Origin of the sequence: Cryobacterium sp. PH29-G1, assembly GCF_030063365.1 — a bacterium.
GTDB lineage: Bacteria > Actinomycetota > Actinomycetes > Actinomycetales > Microbacteriaceae > Cryobacterium.
Genome location: NZ_JASISY010000003.1, coordinates 223,222 through 241,397 on the forward strand (window position 1 = coordinate 223,222; position 18,176 = coordinate 241,397).

General features: G+C 67.4%; 17 protein-coding genes. 9 read left to right on the forward strand and 8 right to left on the reverse strand.

Features of this window, described 5'->3' with window-relative positions; translation table 11 throughout:
- Positions 1–21: 21 nt before the first annotated feature.
- The 3 genes from QMK22_RS05685 to QMK22_RS05695 all read left to right on the forward strand — a co-directional run bounded on the left by QMK22_RS05685 (position 22) and on the right by QMK22_RS05695 (position 5,034).
- Positions 22–1,044: a 3-oxoacyl-ACP synthase III gene (locus QMK22_RS05685; RefSeq protein WP_283496654.1), complete on the forward strand. Its 1,023-nt coding sequence runs from the start codon at positions 22–24 to the stop codon at positions 1,042–1,044.
- A 148-nt stretch (positions 1,045–1,192) separates the two neighbouring features.
- Positions 1,193–4,048 carry an alpha/beta fold hydrolase gene (locus QMK22_RS05690; RefSeq protein WP_502857133.1) on the forward strand — a complete coding sequence of 952 codons (2,856 nt, stop codon included), beginning with the start codon at positions 1,193–1,195 and terminating at the stop codon, positions 4,046–4,048.
- Positions 4,045–5,034: an NAD-dependent epimerase/dehydratase family protein gene (locus QMK22_RS05695; RefSeq protein WP_283496656.1), complete on the forward strand. Its 990-nt coding sequence runs from the start codon at positions 4,045–4,047 to the stop codon at positions 5,032–5,034. The genes QMK22_RS05690 and QMK22_RS05695 overlap by 4 nt, the downstream gene beginning before the upstream one ends.
- A gap of 94 nt (positions 5,035–5,128) precedes the next feature.
- On the opposite strand, the gene QMK22_RS05700 is transcribed toward QMK22_RS05695, so the two are convergent.
- The 3 genes from QMK22_RS05700 to QMK22_RS05710 form a co-directional block, all read right to left on the reverse strand.
- On the reverse strand, positions 5,129–5,491 hold the full coding sequence (locus QMK22_RS05700; protein WP_502857135.1) for a GntR family transcriptional regulator: 363 nt from the start codon (positions 5,489–5,491) through the stop codon (positions 5,129–5,131).
- Positions 5,488–6,498: a hypothetical protein gene (locus QMK22_RS05705; RefSeq protein ID WP_283496657.1), complete on the reverse strand. Its 1,011-nt coding sequence runs from the start codon at positions 6,496–6,498 to the stop codon at positions 5,488–5,490. Before QMK22_RS05705 ends, QMK22_RS05700 begins: the two co-directional genes overlap by 4 nt.
- A 69-nt stretch (positions 6,499–6,567) precedes the next feature.
- The gene (locus QMK22_RS05710; RefSeq protein ID WP_283496658.1) at positions 6,568–6,945 is read right to left on the reverse strand and encodes a GntR family transcriptional regulator; all 378 of its coding nucleotides are present in this window, start codon (positions 6,943–6,945) and stop codon (positions 6,568–6,570) included.
- 143 nt (positions 6,946–7,088) lie between these two features.
- Here QMK22_RS05710 and QMK22_RS05715 point away from each other — a divergent pair, with 143 nt between their 5' ends.
- A complete protein-coding gene (locus QMK22_RS05715; RefSeq protein WP_283496659.1) occupies positions 7,089–7,847 on the forward strand; it encodes an ABC transporter permease in 759 nt (252 codons plus the stop codon).
- 102 nt (positions 7,848–7,949) lie between these two features.
- Here QMK22_RS05715 and QMK22_RS05720 read toward each other — a convergent pair whose 3' ends face one another.
- Positions 7,950–8,387 (reverse strand): Lrp/AsnC family transcriptional regulator, encoded by a 438-nt coding sequence (locus QMK22_RS05720; protein ID WP_092106650.1) that lies wholly within the window; start codon positions 8,385–8,387, stop codon positions 7,950–7,952.
- Between the two features lie 227 nt (positions 8,388–8,614).
- On the opposite strand from QMK22_RS05720, the gene ddaH reads away from it, so the two are divergent.
- The 3 genes from ddaH to QMK22_RS05735 all read left to right on the forward strand — a co-directional run bounded on the left by ddaH (position 8,615) and on the right by QMK22_RS05735 (position 11,890).
- Positions 8,615–9,487, forward strand: a complete 873-nt coding sequence (gene ddaH / locus QMK22_RS05725; RefSeq protein ID WP_283496660.1) for a dimethylargininase — start codon at positions 8,615–8,617, stop codon at positions 9,485–9,487.
- 83 nt (positions 9,488–9,570) lie between these two features.
- Positions 9,571–10,833: an ornithine--oxo-acid transaminase gene (rocD, locus tag QMK22_RS05730; protein ID WP_502857189.1), complete on the forward strand. Its 1,263-nt coding sequence runs from the start codon at positions 9,571–9,573 to the stop codon at positions 10,831–10,833.
- A 94-nt stretch (positions 10,834–10,927) separates the two neighbouring features.
- Positions 10,928–11,890 (forward strand): acetylxylan esterase, encoded by a 963-nt coding sequence (locus QMK22_RS05735; protein ID WP_283496662.1) that lies wholly within the window; start codon positions 10,928–10,930, stop codon positions 11,888–11,890.
- 87 nt (positions 11,891–11,977) lie between these two features.
- On the opposite strand, the gene QMK22_RS05740 is transcribed toward QMK22_RS05735, so the two are convergent.
- Both QMK22_RS05740 and QMK22_RS05745 read right to left on the reverse strand, forming a co-directional pair.
- Positions 11,978–13,282, reverse strand: a complete 1,305-nt coding sequence (locus tag QMK22_RS05740; protein ID WP_283496663.1) for an alpha-hydroxy acid oxidase — start codon at positions 13,280–13,282, stop codon at positions 11,978–11,980.
- Between the two features lie 7 nt (positions 13,283–13,289).
- Positions 13,290–14,024 (reverse strand): FadR/GntR family transcriptional regulator, encoded by a 735-nt coding sequence (locus tag QMK22_RS05745; RefSeq protein WP_283496664.1) that lies wholly within the window; start codon positions 14,022–14,024, stop codon positions 13,290–13,292.
- A 104-nt stretch (positions 14,025–14,128) separates the two neighbouring features.
- Between QMK22_RS05745 and QMK22_RS05750 the strand changes: the two genes are divergently transcribed.
- Positions 14,129–14,872, forward strand: a complete 744-nt coding sequence (locus tag QMK22_RS05750; RefSeq protein WP_283496665.1) for a dienelactone hydrolase family protein — start codon at positions 14,129–14,131, stop codon at positions 14,870–14,872.
- Positions 14,873–14,984: 112 nt separating this feature from the next.
- Positions 14,985–16,253, forward strand: coding sequence for an ABC transporter substrate-binding protein (locus QMK22_RS05755; RefSeq protein ID WP_283496666.1), 1,269 nt, complete (start codon positions 14,985–14,987; stop codon positions 16,251–16,253).
- A gap of 25 nt (positions 16,254–16,278) precedes the next feature.
- Here the strand turns inward: QMK22_RS05755 and QMK22_RS05760 are convergent, their stop codons facing one another.
- Both QMK22_RS05760 and QMK22_RS05765 read right to left on the reverse strand, forming a co-directional pair.
- Positions 16,279–17,205 carry a 2-hydroxyacid dehydrogenase gene (locus QMK22_RS05760; RefSeq protein WP_283496667.1) on the reverse strand — a complete coding sequence of 309 codons (927 nt, stop codon included), beginning with the start codon at positions 17,203–17,205 and terminating at the stop codon, positions 16,279–16,281.
- 26 nt (positions 17,206–17,231) lie between these two features.
- On the reverse strand, positions 17,232–18,173 hold the full coding sequence (locus tag QMK22_RS05765; protein ID WP_283496668.1) for a DMT family transporter: 942 nt from the start codon (positions 18,171–18,173) through the stop codon (positions 17,232–17,234).
- Positions 18,174–18,176 lie beyond the last annotated feature (3 nt).

The following is an 18,176-nucleotide window of genomic DNA, read 5'->3' on the forward strand; positions in this document are numbered from 1 at the left end:
CAATTCGACAGGGGTTCACGCTTGAACGGAAATGCAACGACGACGCACCGAAACGTCGCTCTGTTGTCGGTCACGAGTCTGATCGCGCCCCTCATCACGACGTCGGAAGAAATAGACCGACGCCTCAAGCCGGTCTTGACGCGACTCAAGCTTCCCACCGGGCTGCTGCAACGCGTCGCCGGCGTCTACGAGCGCCGCAATTGGGGCCCCGACGAGACCTTTGATGATGCCGCGGTCAAGGCCGGAAAGATCGCCCTCCGTGAGGCCGGCATCAAGCCGAGCGACGTGGGCCTGCTCATCAACACTTCGGTCACCCGCAAGCACCTCGAGCCCTCCGTGGCCGTGCGCATTCACCACGGACTGGGTCTGCCGTCCTCGGCCATTAACTTCGACATTGCGAACGCCTGCCTCGGCTTCGTCAATGGCATGACGCTCGCCGCGCAGCTCATCGATTCCGGGCAGATCAAATACGCCGTGATCATCGACGGCGAAGACGCCGACGAGATCCAGACCAACACGATCGACCGGCTCGGCCGCCCGAACATCAAGCGCAAAGACTTCATGAGCGAGTTCGCGAGCCTCACCCTCGGTTCGGGTGCTGCCGCAGCCGTGCTCGGCCCGGCGGATGCCCATCCCGGCGGCCACCGCATCCTCGGCGGTGTCACCCGTGCCGCCACCCAGTTCAACGGACTGTGCGTGGGCAGCGTCGACGGCATGTTCACCGACGCGAAGGCCCTGCTCAAGGGCGGTATGGAACTGGTCGTCTCGGCCTGGACTGAAGCCAAACGCGACTGGAGCTGGTCGAATATGGACCGCTACATCGTGCATCAGGTTTCGGACGTGCACACCAACGCCATCGTCAAGGCCACCGGCATGGACAAGACCAAGGTACCGCTGACCTACCCGACCCTCGGCAACGTGGGTCCGGCCTCCATCCCCATTACGCTCTCGCAAGAGGCGTCGAAGCTGAAGCCCGGCAACCGGGTACTGCTCATGGGCGTGGGGTCTGGTCTCAATACCGCCATGATGGAACTCGTCTGGTGATGGTGGGGGCCACAAACCACCGTCGACTTCTGCAAGATGCCAGCTTCGGCCCGATGAACTGTTCAACCGTCCACGAGATGCCAGCTTCTGCCCCATGGAATGGATCCAAGGGGCTGAACGTGGCATCTCGTGAAAACCAAGGGGCCGAATGCGGCTTCTCGGGCCCAAGAGGAGTGTGACTGAAATCCGCGCAACCCCAGCTTCCCGACTTCCGCGCGCTCGCTCGGCCGTGGCGACCTTGCCGCCGTCGGGGCTGGCGGGGCTGAACCCCGAGTGGTCGCGCCTGGTCGACGTGGCAGAGAGTGGTACGCCCGGTGTGACCCACGGCTGGCATCTGCTCGACAATGGGCCGCAGCTTGACGCGCTCGGCGTTGTCCCCCTCGGCACGATCCTCTGCGTGCACGGCAATCCGACCTGGTCTTACCTCTGGCGCAGTCTGCTGGCGGCAGCGACGGATGCCGCAGCGGCGGGAGCTCCCGCCTGGCGCGTGATCGCCGTCGACCAGCTGGACATGGGCTTCTCCGCGCGTACCGGGAGTTTTCGCCCGCTTGCCCGCCGGGTGCAGGATCTCGGCGACCTCACCGACGCACTCGACCTGACCGGTTCGGTGATCACTCTCGGCCACGACTGGGGAGGCGTGGTTTCGCTCGGTTGGGCGGTTGACCACCCCGAGCTGCTGGCCGGGGTCGTGCTGCTGAACACGGCGGTGCACCAGCCCTCAGCCGAGCCGATTCCGGCACCGCTCCGGCTCGCACTTTCCCGCGGCGTCCTCGGCGCGGCGACCGTGGCGACGCCCGCGTTCCTCGCCACGACGTTGGCCCTCGCGCATCCGCCGCTCTCCGCCGCGGTGAAGCACGGCTACCGCGCGCCGTATCGGGCGAGCGCCCGGCGCGGCGGCATCGGTGGCTTCGTCGCCGACATTCCCGTTGAACTGGCCCACGCGAGTCGGCCCGAACTCGACCGCATCGCCGCGGGCGTGCGCGCACTCGCGGTGCCGGCGCTGTTGCTCTGGGGCCCGCGCGACCCGATCTTCAGCGATCGCTACCTCGATGACCTGATCGAACGGATGCCGCACGCTCGCGTGCACCGGTTCGAGGGCGCAGGACACCTGGTCGCCGAAGACGCGGACTACGCCGCCGCAGCCCTGATCTGGCTGGGCGAGACCACGTTCGAGCGGGCTCCCGGCGACGAAACCAGCGCGAGCGCAGCTGATGTAGAAGCGGCAGCGGTGCAGACAGCAGTGGCGGAGACAGCCGGGGTTTCTGCCGGGACCGTCTCTGCCGGGGCCGATTCTGCTGGGGCCGATTCTGCTGGGACGGCGGCCGCCTGGGCCGCCACGGGAACGCATCCGCTCTGGCACTACCTGGATGAGCTGCGCGACTTGGACGAGACTGCCCTCGTAGATATGCAGCCGGCGCCGCGCACGGTGAGCTGGCGACTGCTGTCGCGGCGCGTGCGCCAGATCGCCGCCGGCCTCGCCTACATCGGCGTTCGGCCCGGCGACCGCGTCTCGCTGCTCGTGCCGCCGAGTGCCGATCTCACCGCGGTGCTCTACGCCTGCGTGCGCATCGGCGCCATCGTGGTCGTAGCGGATGCCGGCCTCGGCCTGACCGGCCTCACCCGCGCTGTGCGCGGCGCCCGCCCCGACTTTGTGATCGGTGCCGCTCCCGGCCTCATGGCCGCCCGTGCGCTCGGCTGGCCGGGTCGCGTGATCTCCACAGCCCGATACCCGGCCCCGATGAGTCGGCTGCTCGGGGTGGAACACACCCTCGCCGAGCTCATCCGTCTGGGTCAGGCCCGACTCGAAGCCGGTGACGCCCCCGCTCGCGAACCCGCCCCGAGCGACCCGGCTGCTGTTCTGTTCACCTCCGGGTCGACCGGCCCGGCCAAGGGCGTCGTCTACACGCACGGCCAGTTGTCCGCCGTGAGTCGCGCCCTCTTCCTGCAGTACGGCGTGGGTGTCGGTACCGGTCTGGTCGCCGGATTCGCCCCGTTCGCCCTGCTGGGCCCCGCCCTCGGTGCCCGCTCGGTCACCCCCGACATGGACGTTACCGCTCCCAAGACCCTCACGGCCTCCGCGGTCGCCGCTGCCGTCGCCGCGATTGACGCCACGGTGGTCTTTCTCTCGCCCGCCGCGCTCGTGAACGTCGTCGCGACGTCCGAGGCGCTCACGCCCGCCGATCATGCCGCCCTTGCCGGCGTGCAGCGTTTTCTTTCGGCCGGCGCGCCCATCTCCGAAAGCCTGCTCGCCCAGGCCGCGGCGCTCATGCCGGGAGCAACCGCGCACACCCCGTACGGCATGACCGAGGGGCTGCTCATGGCCGACATCACCCTCGAGGGCATTCGGGCTGCAGCCTCGGGTCCGGATGACTCCGCGCACTCCGCCGGGGGAGTGTGCGTTGGGGCATCGACCGCGACCACTCAGATCCGGATCAGCGCGCTCGACGCGAGCGGGGCATCCGTTGGTGAGCTGTCGGAGCAACCCGATGTGACCGGCGAGATCGTGGTGTCGGCGCCGCACGTCAAGGATCACTACGACCGGCTTTGGCTCACCGAACGGGCGTCGCGGCGCGGAGCTGTGCCGGGCGAGCGGTGGCATCGCACCGGCGACGTCGGGCATCTCGACAGTGCCGGCCGTCTGTGGGTCGAGGGCCGGATGCCGCACGTCATCGTGACGCCCGCCGGTGTTATCACCCCGGTCGGCCCGGAGCAGCGCATCGAAATGCTGACCGAGGTTGCCCGGGCCGCCTTCGTCGGGGTCGGTCCGCTCGGCACCCAGCAGCAGGTCGCGGTGATTGAAATCGTGCCGCCGGCCCGCCGGCTGCACCGGGCTCCCGAGCCGCTCGCCGCAGCCGTGCGCGCGGCGGTGGGGTCGTCGGTCGCCGCTGTTCTCGTTGTTCCGGGCCTGCCCACCGATATTCGGCACAACTCCAAGATCGACCGCACTCGACTCTCGCGCTGGGCCACCGGCATCCTCTCGGGTGGTCGCTGGGTCAAGCCATGAGGGTGCTGGTGACCGGTGCCAGCGGGTTTCTGGGCCGCGCGGTCGCTGCCGGCATCAGCGCGGCTGGACACGAGGTACGCACCTTTCAGCGCCGGCCGTCAGGCCTGCCCGGGGTGGAAGACGTGCACGGGTCGATCACCACGCTCGCGGACACGCCCTACGCCGGTCTGGCCTATGCCGTCAGCGGCATGGACGCGGTCGTGCACCTCGCCGCCAAGGTGTCGCTCACCGGTGACCCGGCCGAATTCGAGGCGGTGAACGTGGGTGGTACCGGCGCCGTGCTGCAGGCTTCGAAGGACGCCGGGGTCTCCCGTTTCGTCTACGTCTCCTCGCCGTCCGTGGCCCATTCCGGCAACTCCATCATGGGCTCCGACGCACTGCCGGCCTCACCGGAGCACGCTCGCGGCGATTATGCCCGCACCAAGGCCCGCGCCGAGCTGCTCGCGCTCGCCGCCGACGCTCCCGGATTCAGCGTGGTCGCCGTGCGCCCACACCTGGTCTGGGGCCCCGGCGACACCCAGCTGGTCGATCGCATCGTCGAACGCGCCCGCTCGGGGCGGCTGCCGCTGCTCGGGCATGGCGCGGCGCTCATCGACACGACCTACGTCGCGAACGCGGCCTCCGCCATCCACGCGGCGCTCGATGCGGCCAAACGAGTACACGGCCGGTCCTATGTCATCACGAACGGTGAACCACGCCCGGTCGCGGAACTGCTCGCCGGAATCTGCGGCGCTGCCAACGTGGCGGCCCCGGCCTGGCGGGTGCCGGCATCCGCTGCCCGCGCTGCCGGCTCGCTCATTGAGGCCGTCTGGCGCCGCCGCCCGAGAGTTGACGAACCGCCGATGACCCGGTTTCTGGCCGAACAGCTGTCGACCGCGCACTGGTTCGACCAGCGTCGCACCCGCGCCGACCTCGATTGGACCCCTGCCGTGTCGCTCGACGAGGGCTTCGAGCGGCTCGCCGCGTACTATCGCACCGCCCCCTAGCTTTCTGTTGTCCGGGTCCGGGCCCGGAAACCAGGCCCGCGATAGATCATGGGCCCACTTTCCGGGCCCGGGCCCGGTTGGGTTTGCGCAGCGGCTACGAACGGATGCCGAGGGCCGCGCGCGCCAGTGCGAGCGCCTCCTCGGGTGCGACGCCAAGTTTTCGCGCCTTGTCAGCGAAGGTCACGGCGGCAGCCTGCACCTGTTGCTGAGCGGCCGTTCCGCTCGCGGCAATGAAGGATCCGTTGCGGCCGCGGGTTTCGATGACCTCGTCGCGCTCGAGCTCACGGTAGGCGCGGGCGACGGTGTTTGCGGCGAGCCCCAGATCTTCAGCCAGCCGACGCACGGTCGGTAGTTTGTCGCCCGGGGCCAGATCACCCGAATGCACGGCGGCGAGAACCTGCACCCGCAGTTGTTCGTACGGCGGCGTTGCCGAACGCGGATCGACCAGCAGCATCATGCCGAGGTCTTCGTTCGGCTGCCCGCATCGGGCTGGTCGTTGGGCTCGTCGCCGACGGCCTGGCCGCGCGCGTGTCGGCGCCGGTCGAGCTCGTCGGCCGTCTCGGGCCAGAGGCGGCGCAAGTAGTGTGTCGTGCTGCGATTGCGCAGGCTGGCGAGGCTCCACCCGATGAGGGCCACGAACAGCACCGGGCCCATGATGGTGAACGAGTCGACCAGAATCGCACCGGCCGAGCCCGGAGTGGCCAGCGTGATCGCCTGACTCAAGGTCAGGAACAACACGAGGGTGCTGATGGCGGCGAGGATTCCCGGGATCGACACGAGGCCGCGCAGCGTAGTGCTGCGAAAAGCATCGCTCCAAGCCAGCTCGATGAACGTGCTGGCCGGCTGACCGCGGCCGAGCATCGCACCGGCGGCCGCCCAGGTCAGCAGGCTTGCGGCAGCCGCGAGGGCCAGCAACAGCCCGGCCGGCCAGAGTATTGATCGCACCGACACGTCATCGAACACCCGCTCCGGATTGATCGCGATAACCCCGAGCACGGCAATATAGCTGAGGGTTGCCAGGGCCAGCAGGCCGAGGGAGAACGCGCGGTCGAGCGGCGTGACGTAGTCGCCCAGTCCCGGGGAGACGCTGCGCGCCAGTCGCGGCGCGTCGGGAACCGGAGCAAAAGCCGAGCGGGAATCGCTGAGAATGAGCGCAATCGTGGAGCCGACGGTCACCGCGACCACAATGAACACCCCGCTCCAGGGGCTGCGAGCGCCACCCATCGCGGTCAGGACCGCCACCCCGACCACGAGTCCGGCCACGGACCCGAACACCCCGGCACGTTCCCGGCCGTAGATCCGAGTCGACAGCGTGGTAACGATCTCGGGAACCAAGGCGAGGCCAACCTGCTGGGAGTACGCGTTCAGCATCCGTCGGCGTGGTTCGGCCCGTGCGATATAGATTAAACGGATGCCGAACCCCGCCAAGACCAGAGCGGCCACGACCATCAAGACCGTATCCACGGAACCCTCCCTTTGTATGCGTTTTGTACCAGAGTAGCAATACAAAATCCGGGGCGCAAGGCCGAGTGCTCAGCCGTCAGAACGGCGATTCAGCGCGTCCGTCACGAGCGCGAGCGCTTCGGCAGCACTCAGGCCGAGTTGCTCCATGCGCGCCGCGAAGGAGTCGGCGGCCGCCTGGGCCTGGGCGGCAGCGGCCTCGCCCTCGGGGGCGATGAACGATCCGTACCGGCCGCGCGTTTCAATAACGCTGTCGCGCTCCAGCTCGCGATAGGCGCGGGCGACGGTGTTCGTGGCGAGGCCGAGCTCGGCGGCAAGGGCGCGCACGGTGGGGAGGCGGGTGTCGGGGGGCAGCTCGCCGGAGCGCACCGCGGCAATGACCTGGCCGCGCAACTGCTCAAATGGCGGCGTGCTCGACTGGGGATCGATGGTGAGAAATGAAGTGGGCACGATACCCTCCGTTCAACGTTTCAAGTAATTCTGACCCGCTACAACGGATGATACAACAGCATACCCTTGGTACGTTCTTACGGTATTTTCCCTCCGGCCCGCGTCGGCATCGCTGCGGACGTGCCGGTCGCTAGGCTCGAGCCATGACGCTTCCGGCCGACCTTTCCGCACAGCTGGCCGGATTGTTGCCCACGTTCATCGGTGTTGTGCTGCTGCTGACCGTGGTCGTGACGGTGCTGCGCGGCTATCGCACGCGGCATCCGTTCGCCCCGGCGCTCGCGCTGCTGCGCGGAACGCTGCAGTTGGCCGCGATCAGCCTTATTCTCAGCGGCATCATCAACAATCCTGTCTGGGTCGGCGTGGGTTTGCTCGTCATGTTCGTGGCGGCCATCGCCACGGTCACTCGACGCATCGGTCGATCCCAGTTCGTGCGCGTGGCCGCAGCGATGGGTCTGGGAGTGGGAATCACGCTCACGATCGTGTTCACAACCGGCGCGATCGAATTCTCGCCGCGCTATGTGCTCGCGATCGGCGGCATCATTATCGGCAATGCCATGTCGATTGCCACGCTGACCGGCCGACGCTTCTCGGAAGCGGTCGGCGACCACTGGGACGAGGTCGAGGGCTGGCTGGCGCTTGGAGCCACGCCACGGCAGTCCACCCGCGCGCTCGCCCGGCAAGCCGTCTACTTCGCGATCATTCCCACGACTGACCAGACCAAGACCACGGGGCTCGTCACGTTGCCGGGGGCGTTCGTCGGCGCGATTTTCGGGGGAGCCTCACCGCTGGAGGCCGGACGGTTTCAGATCGTCGTTCTGGCCGGCATCCTCTGCGCCGGGGCACTAGTCGCGGTCACCCTGATGCACCTCATTTCCCCAGTCACCCAGAAACCCCTCCCCTAACCGCGAGAGCGGAAAATTTGTTGCTTCAGCCCGGCTGAAGCAACGTTTTTCCCGCTCTCGCGGGAAGGGGAAGGGGGAAGGGGGAGGGGGAGGGTGGCGGGGCTATTCGATGGAGCGGTGGATCAGGCGGGACAGCACGATCGCGCTGCGGGTGTGGTCGACGTTGGGGGCCAGGCGCACCTTTTCGAGTGCCGCTTCCAGGCCCGGAATGTCCCTGGCGCGAATGTGCACCATGGCGTCGGCGCTGCCGGTGACCGTGCCGGCGTCGACCACCTCGGGTACGCCCGAGAGGATGCGCAGTAATTCGTCGGGGGCTACGGTGCCGCGGCAAAACAGCTCAACGTACGCTTCCGTGCTCATGCCGTCGACGGCCGGGTCGACCTGAATGGTGAAGCTGCGAATCACCTTGTCGGCTACCAACCGGTCGACGCGGCGTTTTACAGCGGATGCCGACAGCCCGACGACCGAGCCGATGTCGCCATAGCCGGCGCGAGCGTTCTGGCGCAACAGGTCGAGAATGCTGTGGTCGAGGTTGTCCATGGGTCGAGTCTAGGGGCGCGGAGTGCGCAAAATTGCGTCGTGGTCATCATTCTCGACGATTTCTTGCGCAGATCAGCGCGAAACGTTGAATCATGCTGTGTGAGACTATGATCGGCGTCCCGGAACGATCAAGGTTGGTTGAGCCGGGCTCTCGTGAGCGACCTGGTCCGCCATTCACCCCGAGTTCTGCTGGTTTGTTCCGAACCACGGATCCCCGAAGGAGCCTCATGTCGATCGATTCAGCCGTCCCCCTTCTCGCCGAAGAATCCGCCGTTCCCGTGCGCATCGCCACCAAGCGCTCGGTTCTCATGTGCAAGCCGCAGTTTTTTACCGTGGTCTACCGCATCAACCCGTGGATGGATCCGGCTCTTCCCACCGACACCTCGCTCGCCGTGGCACAGTGGCAGACGCTCTATGACACCTACATCGGCCTCGGCTTCGATGTGCACCTGATCGACCCGATCGATGGCCTGCCCGACATGGTCTACGCGGCGAACGGCGGCTTCGTCATCGCCAATCAAGCGTACGGCGCCAAATTCACCCACGTGCAGCGTCAGCCCGAGGGCCCCGCCTACATGGACTGGTTCGCAGCCAACGCTTTCGACGTGCGCGTTCCCGTGGAGACCAACGAGGGCGAGGGCGACTTTCTGCTGGTCGGCGATGTCATCCTGGCCGGTACCGGCTTTCGGAGCGACTCGAACAGCCACGCCGAACTCTCCAAGATCGCCGGCCGCCCGGTCATCACCCTGCGCCTGGTCAACCCGAGTTTCTACCACCTCGACACGGCCATTGCCGTGCTCGACCCTGCGACAAGCTCAGGCCGAGGCGAAATCGCCTACCTGCCGAGCGCTTTCGACGCACCGAGCCTGGCCATTTTGCAGGAGAGGTACCCCGACGCTGTGATCGCCACCGAGGAAGACGCCGCTATTCTCGGCCTCAACTCCTACTCCGACGGCTACAACGTGGTCATCGCGGCCCGCGCCAAGAATTTTGAACGCCAGCTGCGTGCCCGCGGCTACAACCCGATCGGCGTCGACCTGTCCGAGCTGCTGCTCGGTGGTGGCGGCGTCAAGTGCTGCACACTCGAGCTGCGCCGATGACCGCGCCCACCGACTCCGCGCGGGCTCACTCCACCCCCACTATTGCCGGTCCCGCCGGCACCGCGACCCAGAAGGAGCACGATATGACCTCGAACCTGACCAACGCGCAGGCCGTAGCCGCAGCATCCGTTTCGCCCGCGGCCGCCGACCTGATTGCGCAAGAGAGCGCGCACGCCGCACACAACTATCACCCGCTCGAGGTGGTCGTTGCGTCGGGTGACGGCGCCTGGGTGACGGATGTTGCCGGTCACCGCTATCTGGATTGTCTCGCCGCGTACTCCGCCGTGAACTTCGGGCACTCCAACCCGGTGCTGCTCGATGCTGCGCGGGCGCAGCTGGGCCGGATCACCCTGACCAGCCGAGCCTTTTACAACGATCAGCTCGGCCCGTTCGTGACCGCCCTGGCCGAACTCGCCGGCAAAGACATGGTGTTGCCGATGAACACCGGCGCCGAGGCGGTGGAATCCGGCATCAAGGTGGCTCGTGCCTGGGGCTACCGGGTGAAGGGCGTTGCGCCCGAACAGGCCAACATCATTGTTGCCGCCGGCAACTTCCACGGCCGCACGACCACGATCATCAGCTTCTCCGACGACGAGTCGGCTCGGGCCGATTTCGGCCCGTTCACGCCCGGCTTTCGCACCGTGCCCTACGGCGATGCCGCGGCGCTCGAAGCGGCGATCGACGAGAACACCGTAGCCGTGCTGCTGGAGCCCATCCAGGGCGAGGCCGGCATTGTCGTACCGCCGGCGACCTATTTGCCGGCCGTACGGGAGATCACCACGCGGCACAATGTCTTGTTCATCGCCGATGAGATTCAGTCGGGCCTCGGTCGTACCGGCTCAACCTTCGCCTGCGATCTCGTCGGCGTCGTGCCCGACCTGTATCTGCTCGGCAAGGCCCTCGGCGGCGGCATCGTGCCCGTCTCGGCCGTTGTCGGCAACAGCGATGTGCTCGGCGTGCTGCACCCGGGCGAGCACGGCTCGACCTTCGGCGGCAATCCGCTCGCGGCGGCTGTCGGTTTGGCCGTGGTGCAGATGCTGGCCACCGGCGAATACCAGCAGCGCGCAACCGAGCTCGGAGCACGCCTGCATGCCGGACTCAGGGGCCTGATCGGCCACGGCGTGATCGCCGTGCGCGGCGTCGGACTCTGGGCCGGCATCGACATCGACCCGGCGCTGGCACCGGGGCGGGAGGTCTGCGAGGCGCTCCTCGAACGCGGCCTGCTGGCCAAGGACACGCACGGCTCGACCATTCGCCTGGCGCCACCGATCGTGGTCTCGGCCGAAGACGTGGACTGGGCCGTCGAGCAGCTGCGCCTCGTGCTCGAAGGCCTGGGCGCGCAGTAGCGCTCGATCGAGTCTCTCGTCGCTGGATGTACGTAAGCTCGGAGGTTTTCGTGCCCGTGCCCGTGCTCGTGCAGGCGGCCCTAGGCTGGCAGCCATGTACACCGACCGGCCCGAAGCCGAACTCCGCACCTATCGCAGCGCACAGGTCGATCCGGCCGATTTCGACGCTTTTTGGGCCGAAACGCTCGCCGAGGCCGAGACGCACGACCTCAATGTCAGGGTCAGCGCGGTTGACGCCGGCCTGGCCACTCTCGATGTGTATGACGTGACCTTCTGCGGCTATGGCGGCCAGCCGATCAAGGCCTGGCTGCGAGTGCCCGCACGCGCTACGGGCCCGCTGCCGACCATTGTGCAGTTTCACGGCTACGGCCGCGGACGGGGCCAGGCCTTTGAGAACCTGCTGTGGGCATCCGCTGGCTTCGCGCACTTCGATATGGACGTGCGTGGGCAAGGATTCGGCGGCAGCACCGGCGACACCGCCGACGAGGCGGGGAGCGGCCCGCAGGCGCCCGGGTTTCTCACTCGCGGCATCGATGTGCGCGAAACCTACTTTTACCGCCGGCTCTACACCGATGCGGTGCGTGCGGTCGCGGCGGCGCGCAGCCTCGATCTGGTCGACGCGACGCGCGTGGGCGTTGTCGGTACCAGTCAGGGCGGCGGCATTGCGCTCGCCGTGGCCGGGCTCGTGCCCGATCTGGCCGCGGTCGTTGCCCGGGTGCCGTTTCTCTGTGACTTTCCACGGGCATCCGTCGTCACCGATGCTTTTCCCTACCGCGAGCTCGGCCAATATCTGGCCACCAACCGGCTGAAAGCGGCGCGCGCCCACGCGGTGCTGGCCTACTTCGACGGCGTGAATTTCGCCAAGCGGGCCACTGCGCCGATCGTGGTCACGGTCGGGCTGATGGATCCGATTTGCCCGCCGTCAACGGTGTTCGCGGCGTTCAACAATTACGCCGGACCGAAGCAGATCACGGTCTGGCCGTACAACGGTCACGAAGGCGGTGCCTGGGAGGACGACGCCCTTGCCCTGCGCGCGTTCCGCGAGCAGCTCGGCTGAGCTGGAGCGCGTTGCGCGAAAGGCACCCCTTCTGCCGAGAGCTTCGGTTGCACCGAACGCTCGGCAGAAAGGGCGATTATCGGTTGGCTACGCGCGCACCGCGGCTTTCCGCACTGGCGTCTTGCGCGCCGGGACGGCGTCGGCCGCGGCGACCAGGGGCACGGCAACGGGCTGAAGCCGGGCGAGCTGCGTGACATGCCCGGGGTTCAGCTCCTCGAGCGCGTTCACGCCGAGCAGCCGCATGGTGCGGGTGATCTGCTCCGACAGGATCTGGATGGTGCGGTCGACGCCGGCCTCGCCGCCGGCCATCAGGCCGTACAGGTAGGCGCGGCCGATCATGGTGAAGCGTGCGCCGAGGGCGACCGAGGCGACGATGTCGGCTCCCGACATGATGCCCGTGTCGAGGTGCACCTCGGTGTGAGCGCCGACCTCGCGCGCAACCTGCGGCAGCAGGTGGAACGGGATGGGCGCGCGGTCGAGCTGGCGGCCGCCGTGGTTTGACAGCGTGATGCCGTCGACGCCGAGGTCGACGAGGCGTTTGGCGTCCTCGAGGTTCTGCACGCCCTTGACGACGATCTTGCCCGGCCACTGCGCCTTGATCCAGGCGAGGTCCTCGAAGGTCACGCTGGGGTCGAACATAGAATCGATCAGGTCGGCAATCGTGCCGCTGGACCGGTCGAGGCTCGCGAAAGAGAGCGGCTCGGTCGTGAGAAAGTTGATCCACCAGTCCGGGCGGGGGATGGCGTTGACGACAGTGCCGAGCGTGAGCGCCGGCGGAATCGAGAAACCGTTGCGCTTGTCGCGCAGGCGAGCCCCGGCCACGGGCACGTCGACGGTCACGAGCAGCGTGTCGTAGCCGGCCTTCGCCGCCCGCTCCACGAGCGCCATTGAGCGGTCGCGGTCCTTCCACATGTAGAGCTGGAACCAGTTGCGGCCGTTCGGGTTGGCGGCTTTCACATCTTCGATCGAGCTGGTCCCCATGGTGGAGAGGGCGAACGGGATGCCCGCCCGAGCCGCAGCATGCGCCCCGGCGATCTCGCCCTCGGTCTGCATCATGCGGGTGAAGCCGGTGGGCGCAATACCGAACGGCTGGGCTACCGGGGCGCCGAGCACGTCCCAACCGGTCGACACGTTGGAGACATCGCGCAGAATCGAGGGGCGAAACTCGATGTCTTCGAAGGCCTGGCGGGCGCGGCCGAGCGAAATCTCGGCTTCGGCAGATCCGTCGGTGTAATCGAACGCGGCTTTCGGAGTGCGCTTCTTGGCGATGGTCCGCAGGTCGTTGATGGTGAGCGCTGCGTCGAGGCGACGCTTCTTCGCGTTGAACTCCGGCGTTTTGAAATTCATCAGCGGAGCGAGGTCTTTGATCCTGGGAATGCGGCGTTGAACCATGGTCGTCCTATCGAGTCGTCGGGGTGGAAGAAGAAGAAGCGAGCTGGGTCTCGGCGTAATATCCCGAGATGTGGGCCTGCACGGCGAGGCGGGCGGCATCCGCTTCACCGGCCATGATGGCTGCGAGAATTCCGCGATGCTCAAGCCTGAGGCGAGCGGATGTGGCCGGCCAGCTCGCGAGCGTCGCCAGACCGGCCCTGGCATAGCCCTCGATGGCGCTGCGCAGACCCGCCATGGTGGCGGTGATCACCTGGTTGCCACTGGCTTGGGCGAGCGAGAGGTGAAATTGGGTGTCGAGGGCGAGGAATTCCGCTTCGGTGAGGGTGGGGGATTCCATCGCGGCGAGGATCTGGGCGCTTTCGGCCAGGTCGACGGCGTGCGTGCGGCAGGCCTCGGCGAGGTCGGTGACGATCGAACCCTCCAGCACGAGACGGGTCTTGACCACGTCAGCCACCTCGAAACCCTGTGCGGCGACTTGCAGGCGCATGAGCGCGGACATGCCGCCGCCGGGGCGCGCAACAATGATCGCCCCGGCCGAGGGGCCGGATCCGACAGCCGTGCGAATGAGCCCCAGAACCTCGAGCACGCGCAGTGCTTCACGCACGCTGGACCGGCCGACGCCGAGATCCGCCGCGAGGGTGCGCTCGGGCGGAAGGTGGTCACCCGGGCTGAGTCGCCCCTCGAGCAGGTCGCGTTCTACGGCGTCGAGAACGACCTGCCAGGCGCGTGGGCCGCTGGGCATATGGGGTCCTCTCGGGTTACGCAACAGTCTTATGTGGTCTGACCACAGGTTACACGAATTGGCGGTGTTTGCGAGCTACAGTTTCAGCCAACCCGGGAGAGACTATGCACGCCGCACCCCAGCTCATCGATATGAAACTGCCCGACGGGCCGGGCGGCAGCGCCGGCCTCAGGGCCGTACTCGCGATCCCGGCGGGCTCCGGGCCCTGGCCGGGTGTGGTGCTCGTGCACGAGGCATTCGGGCTCACCGACGTCATGCGCCGCCAAACCATCAGGATGGCCGAGGCCGGCTACCTCGCGCTGATGCCCGACCTCTTCACCGAGGGCGGAACCCGCAAATGCCTCGTCGCAACCTTTCGGGCACTGTCGTCCGGTGCCGGCCGGGCCTTCGTTGACATCGAGTCAGCCCGGGCATTCCTCGGCCAGCGCAGTGACTGCACCGGTCGCATCGGCGTGCTCGGTTTCTGCATGGGCGGCGGCTTCGCGCTCGCCACGGCCACACGCGGTTTCGACGCCGCGTCCGTCAACTACGGTCAGCTGCCCAAGGACCTCGACGACCATCTGCAGGGTGCCTGCCCGATCGTGGGCAGCTTCGGCGGCACCGACCGCTCCCTGGTTGGCGCTGCGGCCACGCTCGCCTCGTCCCTCGAGCGGCTGAAGATCGAGCACGACGTCAAGGAATACCCCGGCGCCGGACATGCCTTTCTCAACGATGCCGAGTCCGGGCCGCGGGTTCTGCGTCCGGTTCTGAAACGTATTCTCGGTGCGGGACCCGACCCGGTGGCCGCTGCCGACGCCTGGACGCGCATCGAAGCGTTCTTCGGCGAACACCTCGGGGCGTCACAGTAGGCGTCAATGCTCTGTCGACTGATATCCTCCAACAGGAATAGGGGACATCATCGCTAAACGCTCAACCATCATTGCCATTGCCACCGTCGCATCCGTTGTCGCCATCGGCGGCGTGGCCGGCGCGCTCGCGCTGGCACCGCAAGCCGGCTCCGACACGACGCTCACCATGCGCGTCTGGGACGAGCAGGTAGCAAAGTCCTACGAAACGTCATTCGCGGCGTTCGAAACGGCCAACCCGGGTATCACGGTGGCGGTCAACGTCGTGCCGTGGGCTGACTACTTCACCAAGTTGCGCGTCGACGTGGCCGGCGAGACCGCCGACGACGTGTTCTGGGTGAACGCCGGCAACTTTGCCGACTACGCGGTCAACGGCAACCTGGTGAACGTCACGGATGCTCTCGGTGCCGACGCGCAGGCAAACTGGCAGCCCAGCGTCATCAGCCAGTACACCCTCGATGGTGCGCTCTGGGGCGTGCCCCAGCTCGCCGACCCGGGGATCGGGCTGTACTACAACGCGGACCTGCTCGCGGCGGCCGGTATCGATGCGGCAACCGTCGGCGACCTGCACTGGGATCCGGCGGCCGGCGACGACACCCTGCTTCCCGTGCTGCAGAAACTCACGGTCGACGCCAACGGGAACACGGCCGACAGCGCCGATTTTGATGCCTCGCAGATCGTGCAGTACGGCTACAACGCGGCCAACGACCTCAACGCGATCTACCTCAACTATCTCGGCTCGAACGGTGCTGCCCTGCAGGACGGCGACGAATTCGTCTTTGACACGGCTGCGGGCGAGCAGGCGTTCCAGTACGTGATCGACCTGATGAACAAATATCACGTGGCCCCGTCGGCCGCCGACACCAACCTCAACGGCGACTTCTCCCTTGATCAGTTTCTGCAGGGCAAGATGGCGCTCTTCCAGAGCGGTGTCTACAACCTGAGCAACGTGAATGAGGGCGCCGGATTCGAGTGGGGCGTGGCCACGATTCCAGCCGGTCCGGCCGGCGCGATCAGCGTGACGAACGGTGTTGTCGCCGCGGGCAACGCTGCCTCGGCTCACCCCGAGGAGACCCAAAAACTGCTCGAGTGGCTCGGCAGCACCGAGGGTAGCGCGGCTATCGGCGCCGACGGGTCGGCATCACCGGCCGTGATCGGTGCGCAGGCCAGCTACGTCGCCTCCTGGCAGAAACAGGGCGTCGACGTGCAGGCATTCATCGACGTGCTCGACAACGGCACCGTGCAGGCGCCGCGGGGTGCGAAATGGGCCGAGGGGTCGGACGCGTTCAAGTCGACCTTCGCCGAAATGTTTCTCGGCCGTATCCCGGTCGGTGAGGCGCTCCACACCGCGCAGGCCGCCGCAAACGAGGCCATCGCCGAGTGATCGCGCCAGAGTACGAGCGCGGCCGCTAACTCGTTAAGACGACGTTGAGCGGCGGCTCGCCGCGCAGCATCCGTTCAACCTGCTGACGCACGAGCCGAGCCATCCGGGGCAGCATGGCGCTCGATGCGCCGCCAACGTGCGGTGAGACGAGCACGTTGGGCAGCGCGAAGAGCGGATGCCCCGTCGGCAGCGGCTCCGGATCGGTCACGTCGAGCGCAAACCGCAGGCGGCCGCTGGTCGCGTGCGCGAGCACAGCGTCGGTGTCGGCCACGCGACCGCGCGCGATGTTCACGAGCAGGCTGCCGTCACGCATCTGCGAGAGGAATGCGTCATCGACGAGGTTGGTTGTCGCCGTGGTGAGCGGAACGCCGATGACGACGATGTCGGCCTGCGGTAACAGCTCGGGCAGGGAATCGAAGCCGTAGATGATGCCGCGCTCGTCGCTGCGAGCTGTGCGGGCCACGCGAACGACCGTGCTCTCGAAGGCGAGGAGTCGAGATTCGATGGCCTGGCTGACGCCGCCGTAGCCGAGCAGCAGCACGGTGCGGTCGGCGAGACTGGCATGGAAGGCGGGTGCCCACACTCCGGCGTCGGCGGCGCGCACGAAGTCATCGATGCCGCGCTGCGAGGCCAGGATCAGTGCGAGGGCGAGTTCGGCGGTGGAGGTCTCGTGCACGCTCGACGCGTTGGCGTAGACGTGCCCGGCGGGAAGGACCCGGTCGACGCCGTCATAGCCGATGGATTGACTCTGCACGAGCCGGGTGTCGACGCCGGCGAGGTGCGCGAGACGGTCGGTCTTGCCCATGTACGGCGTAACGACGATGTCGAAATACGGGCGGGGAGCCGGGCCATCCAGCGCCCACTCAACGACCTCGACGCCGGCAGGCAGCTCGCCGACCGCCTCGCGCAGCACGGAGTCGGGCAGGCTGACCAGAAGTGTTTCGGGGCTCATCCCCCGAGCCTACTTTGCCCCCGACCTCATTGCCGGGCCCGGGCCCGGTCGCTGGGCCCATGATCTATCGCGGGCCCGCTTTCCGGGCCCGGGCCCGGAACGGTTTGCCGGCGGGCCGGGCGCATGGTGCTGAGCGCAACACCGGCGAATACGATCACACCGCCCACGACCTGCGGTGTACTCAGCTGGGCTCCGAGCACGACGGCAATGATCACCGTGAAGACCGTGATCAGGTTGAGAAAGAGTCCCGCCCGGCCCGGCGGAATGCGTTTGAGCGCGGAATTCCACAGCACATAGGAGCCGATCGAGGGAAAGATCGCGATGAAGATCACGGCCCAGCCGATGGCGGCATCCGCTGGCCAGCTCGTTCCGCCCAGCAGCGCGACCGGTGCGAGCAGCACGGCCACGAACGTGCCCTGCACGGCCGTGGCGGTGATCGGCGGCACAGCCAACCCGCGACCCACAATCGTGTACAGGCTCCAGACCACGATCGCGGCCACCATTAGTAGGTCACCCGTGTTCAGCGACCGTGTGAAAACGGATGCCAGCGCGCCATTCGTGATGATCAGCACGACTCCCACCAGCCCCAACAGCAAACCCGCGATTCCCCGCCAGCTGATGCGCTCGCGCAGTAGGACCGCGGCGAGCACGACCATCACGGCCGGATTCGCCGCGTTGATGAGCGAGGCGGACTGCGGAGACGTGTACTGCAGGGCCGTATAGAGCAGCAGGTTGTAGCCGCCCACGCCGAGTCCGGCCAGCAGCAGCAGGCGCGGCCAGTGCTGCAGCACCTGCCCCCAGCGCGGTTTCTCCACGACCTGGGCGAGGATCAGCAGCGGCACGCAAGCCAATGACCAGCGCAGCCAGGTGAGGTCCACCGGGGATATGGTCTCAACCGCGAGGCTGCCCACGATGTAGTTCCCCGCCCACATGAGCGTGGCGAGCACGAGCGCAATCGTTGCCTTCACGCG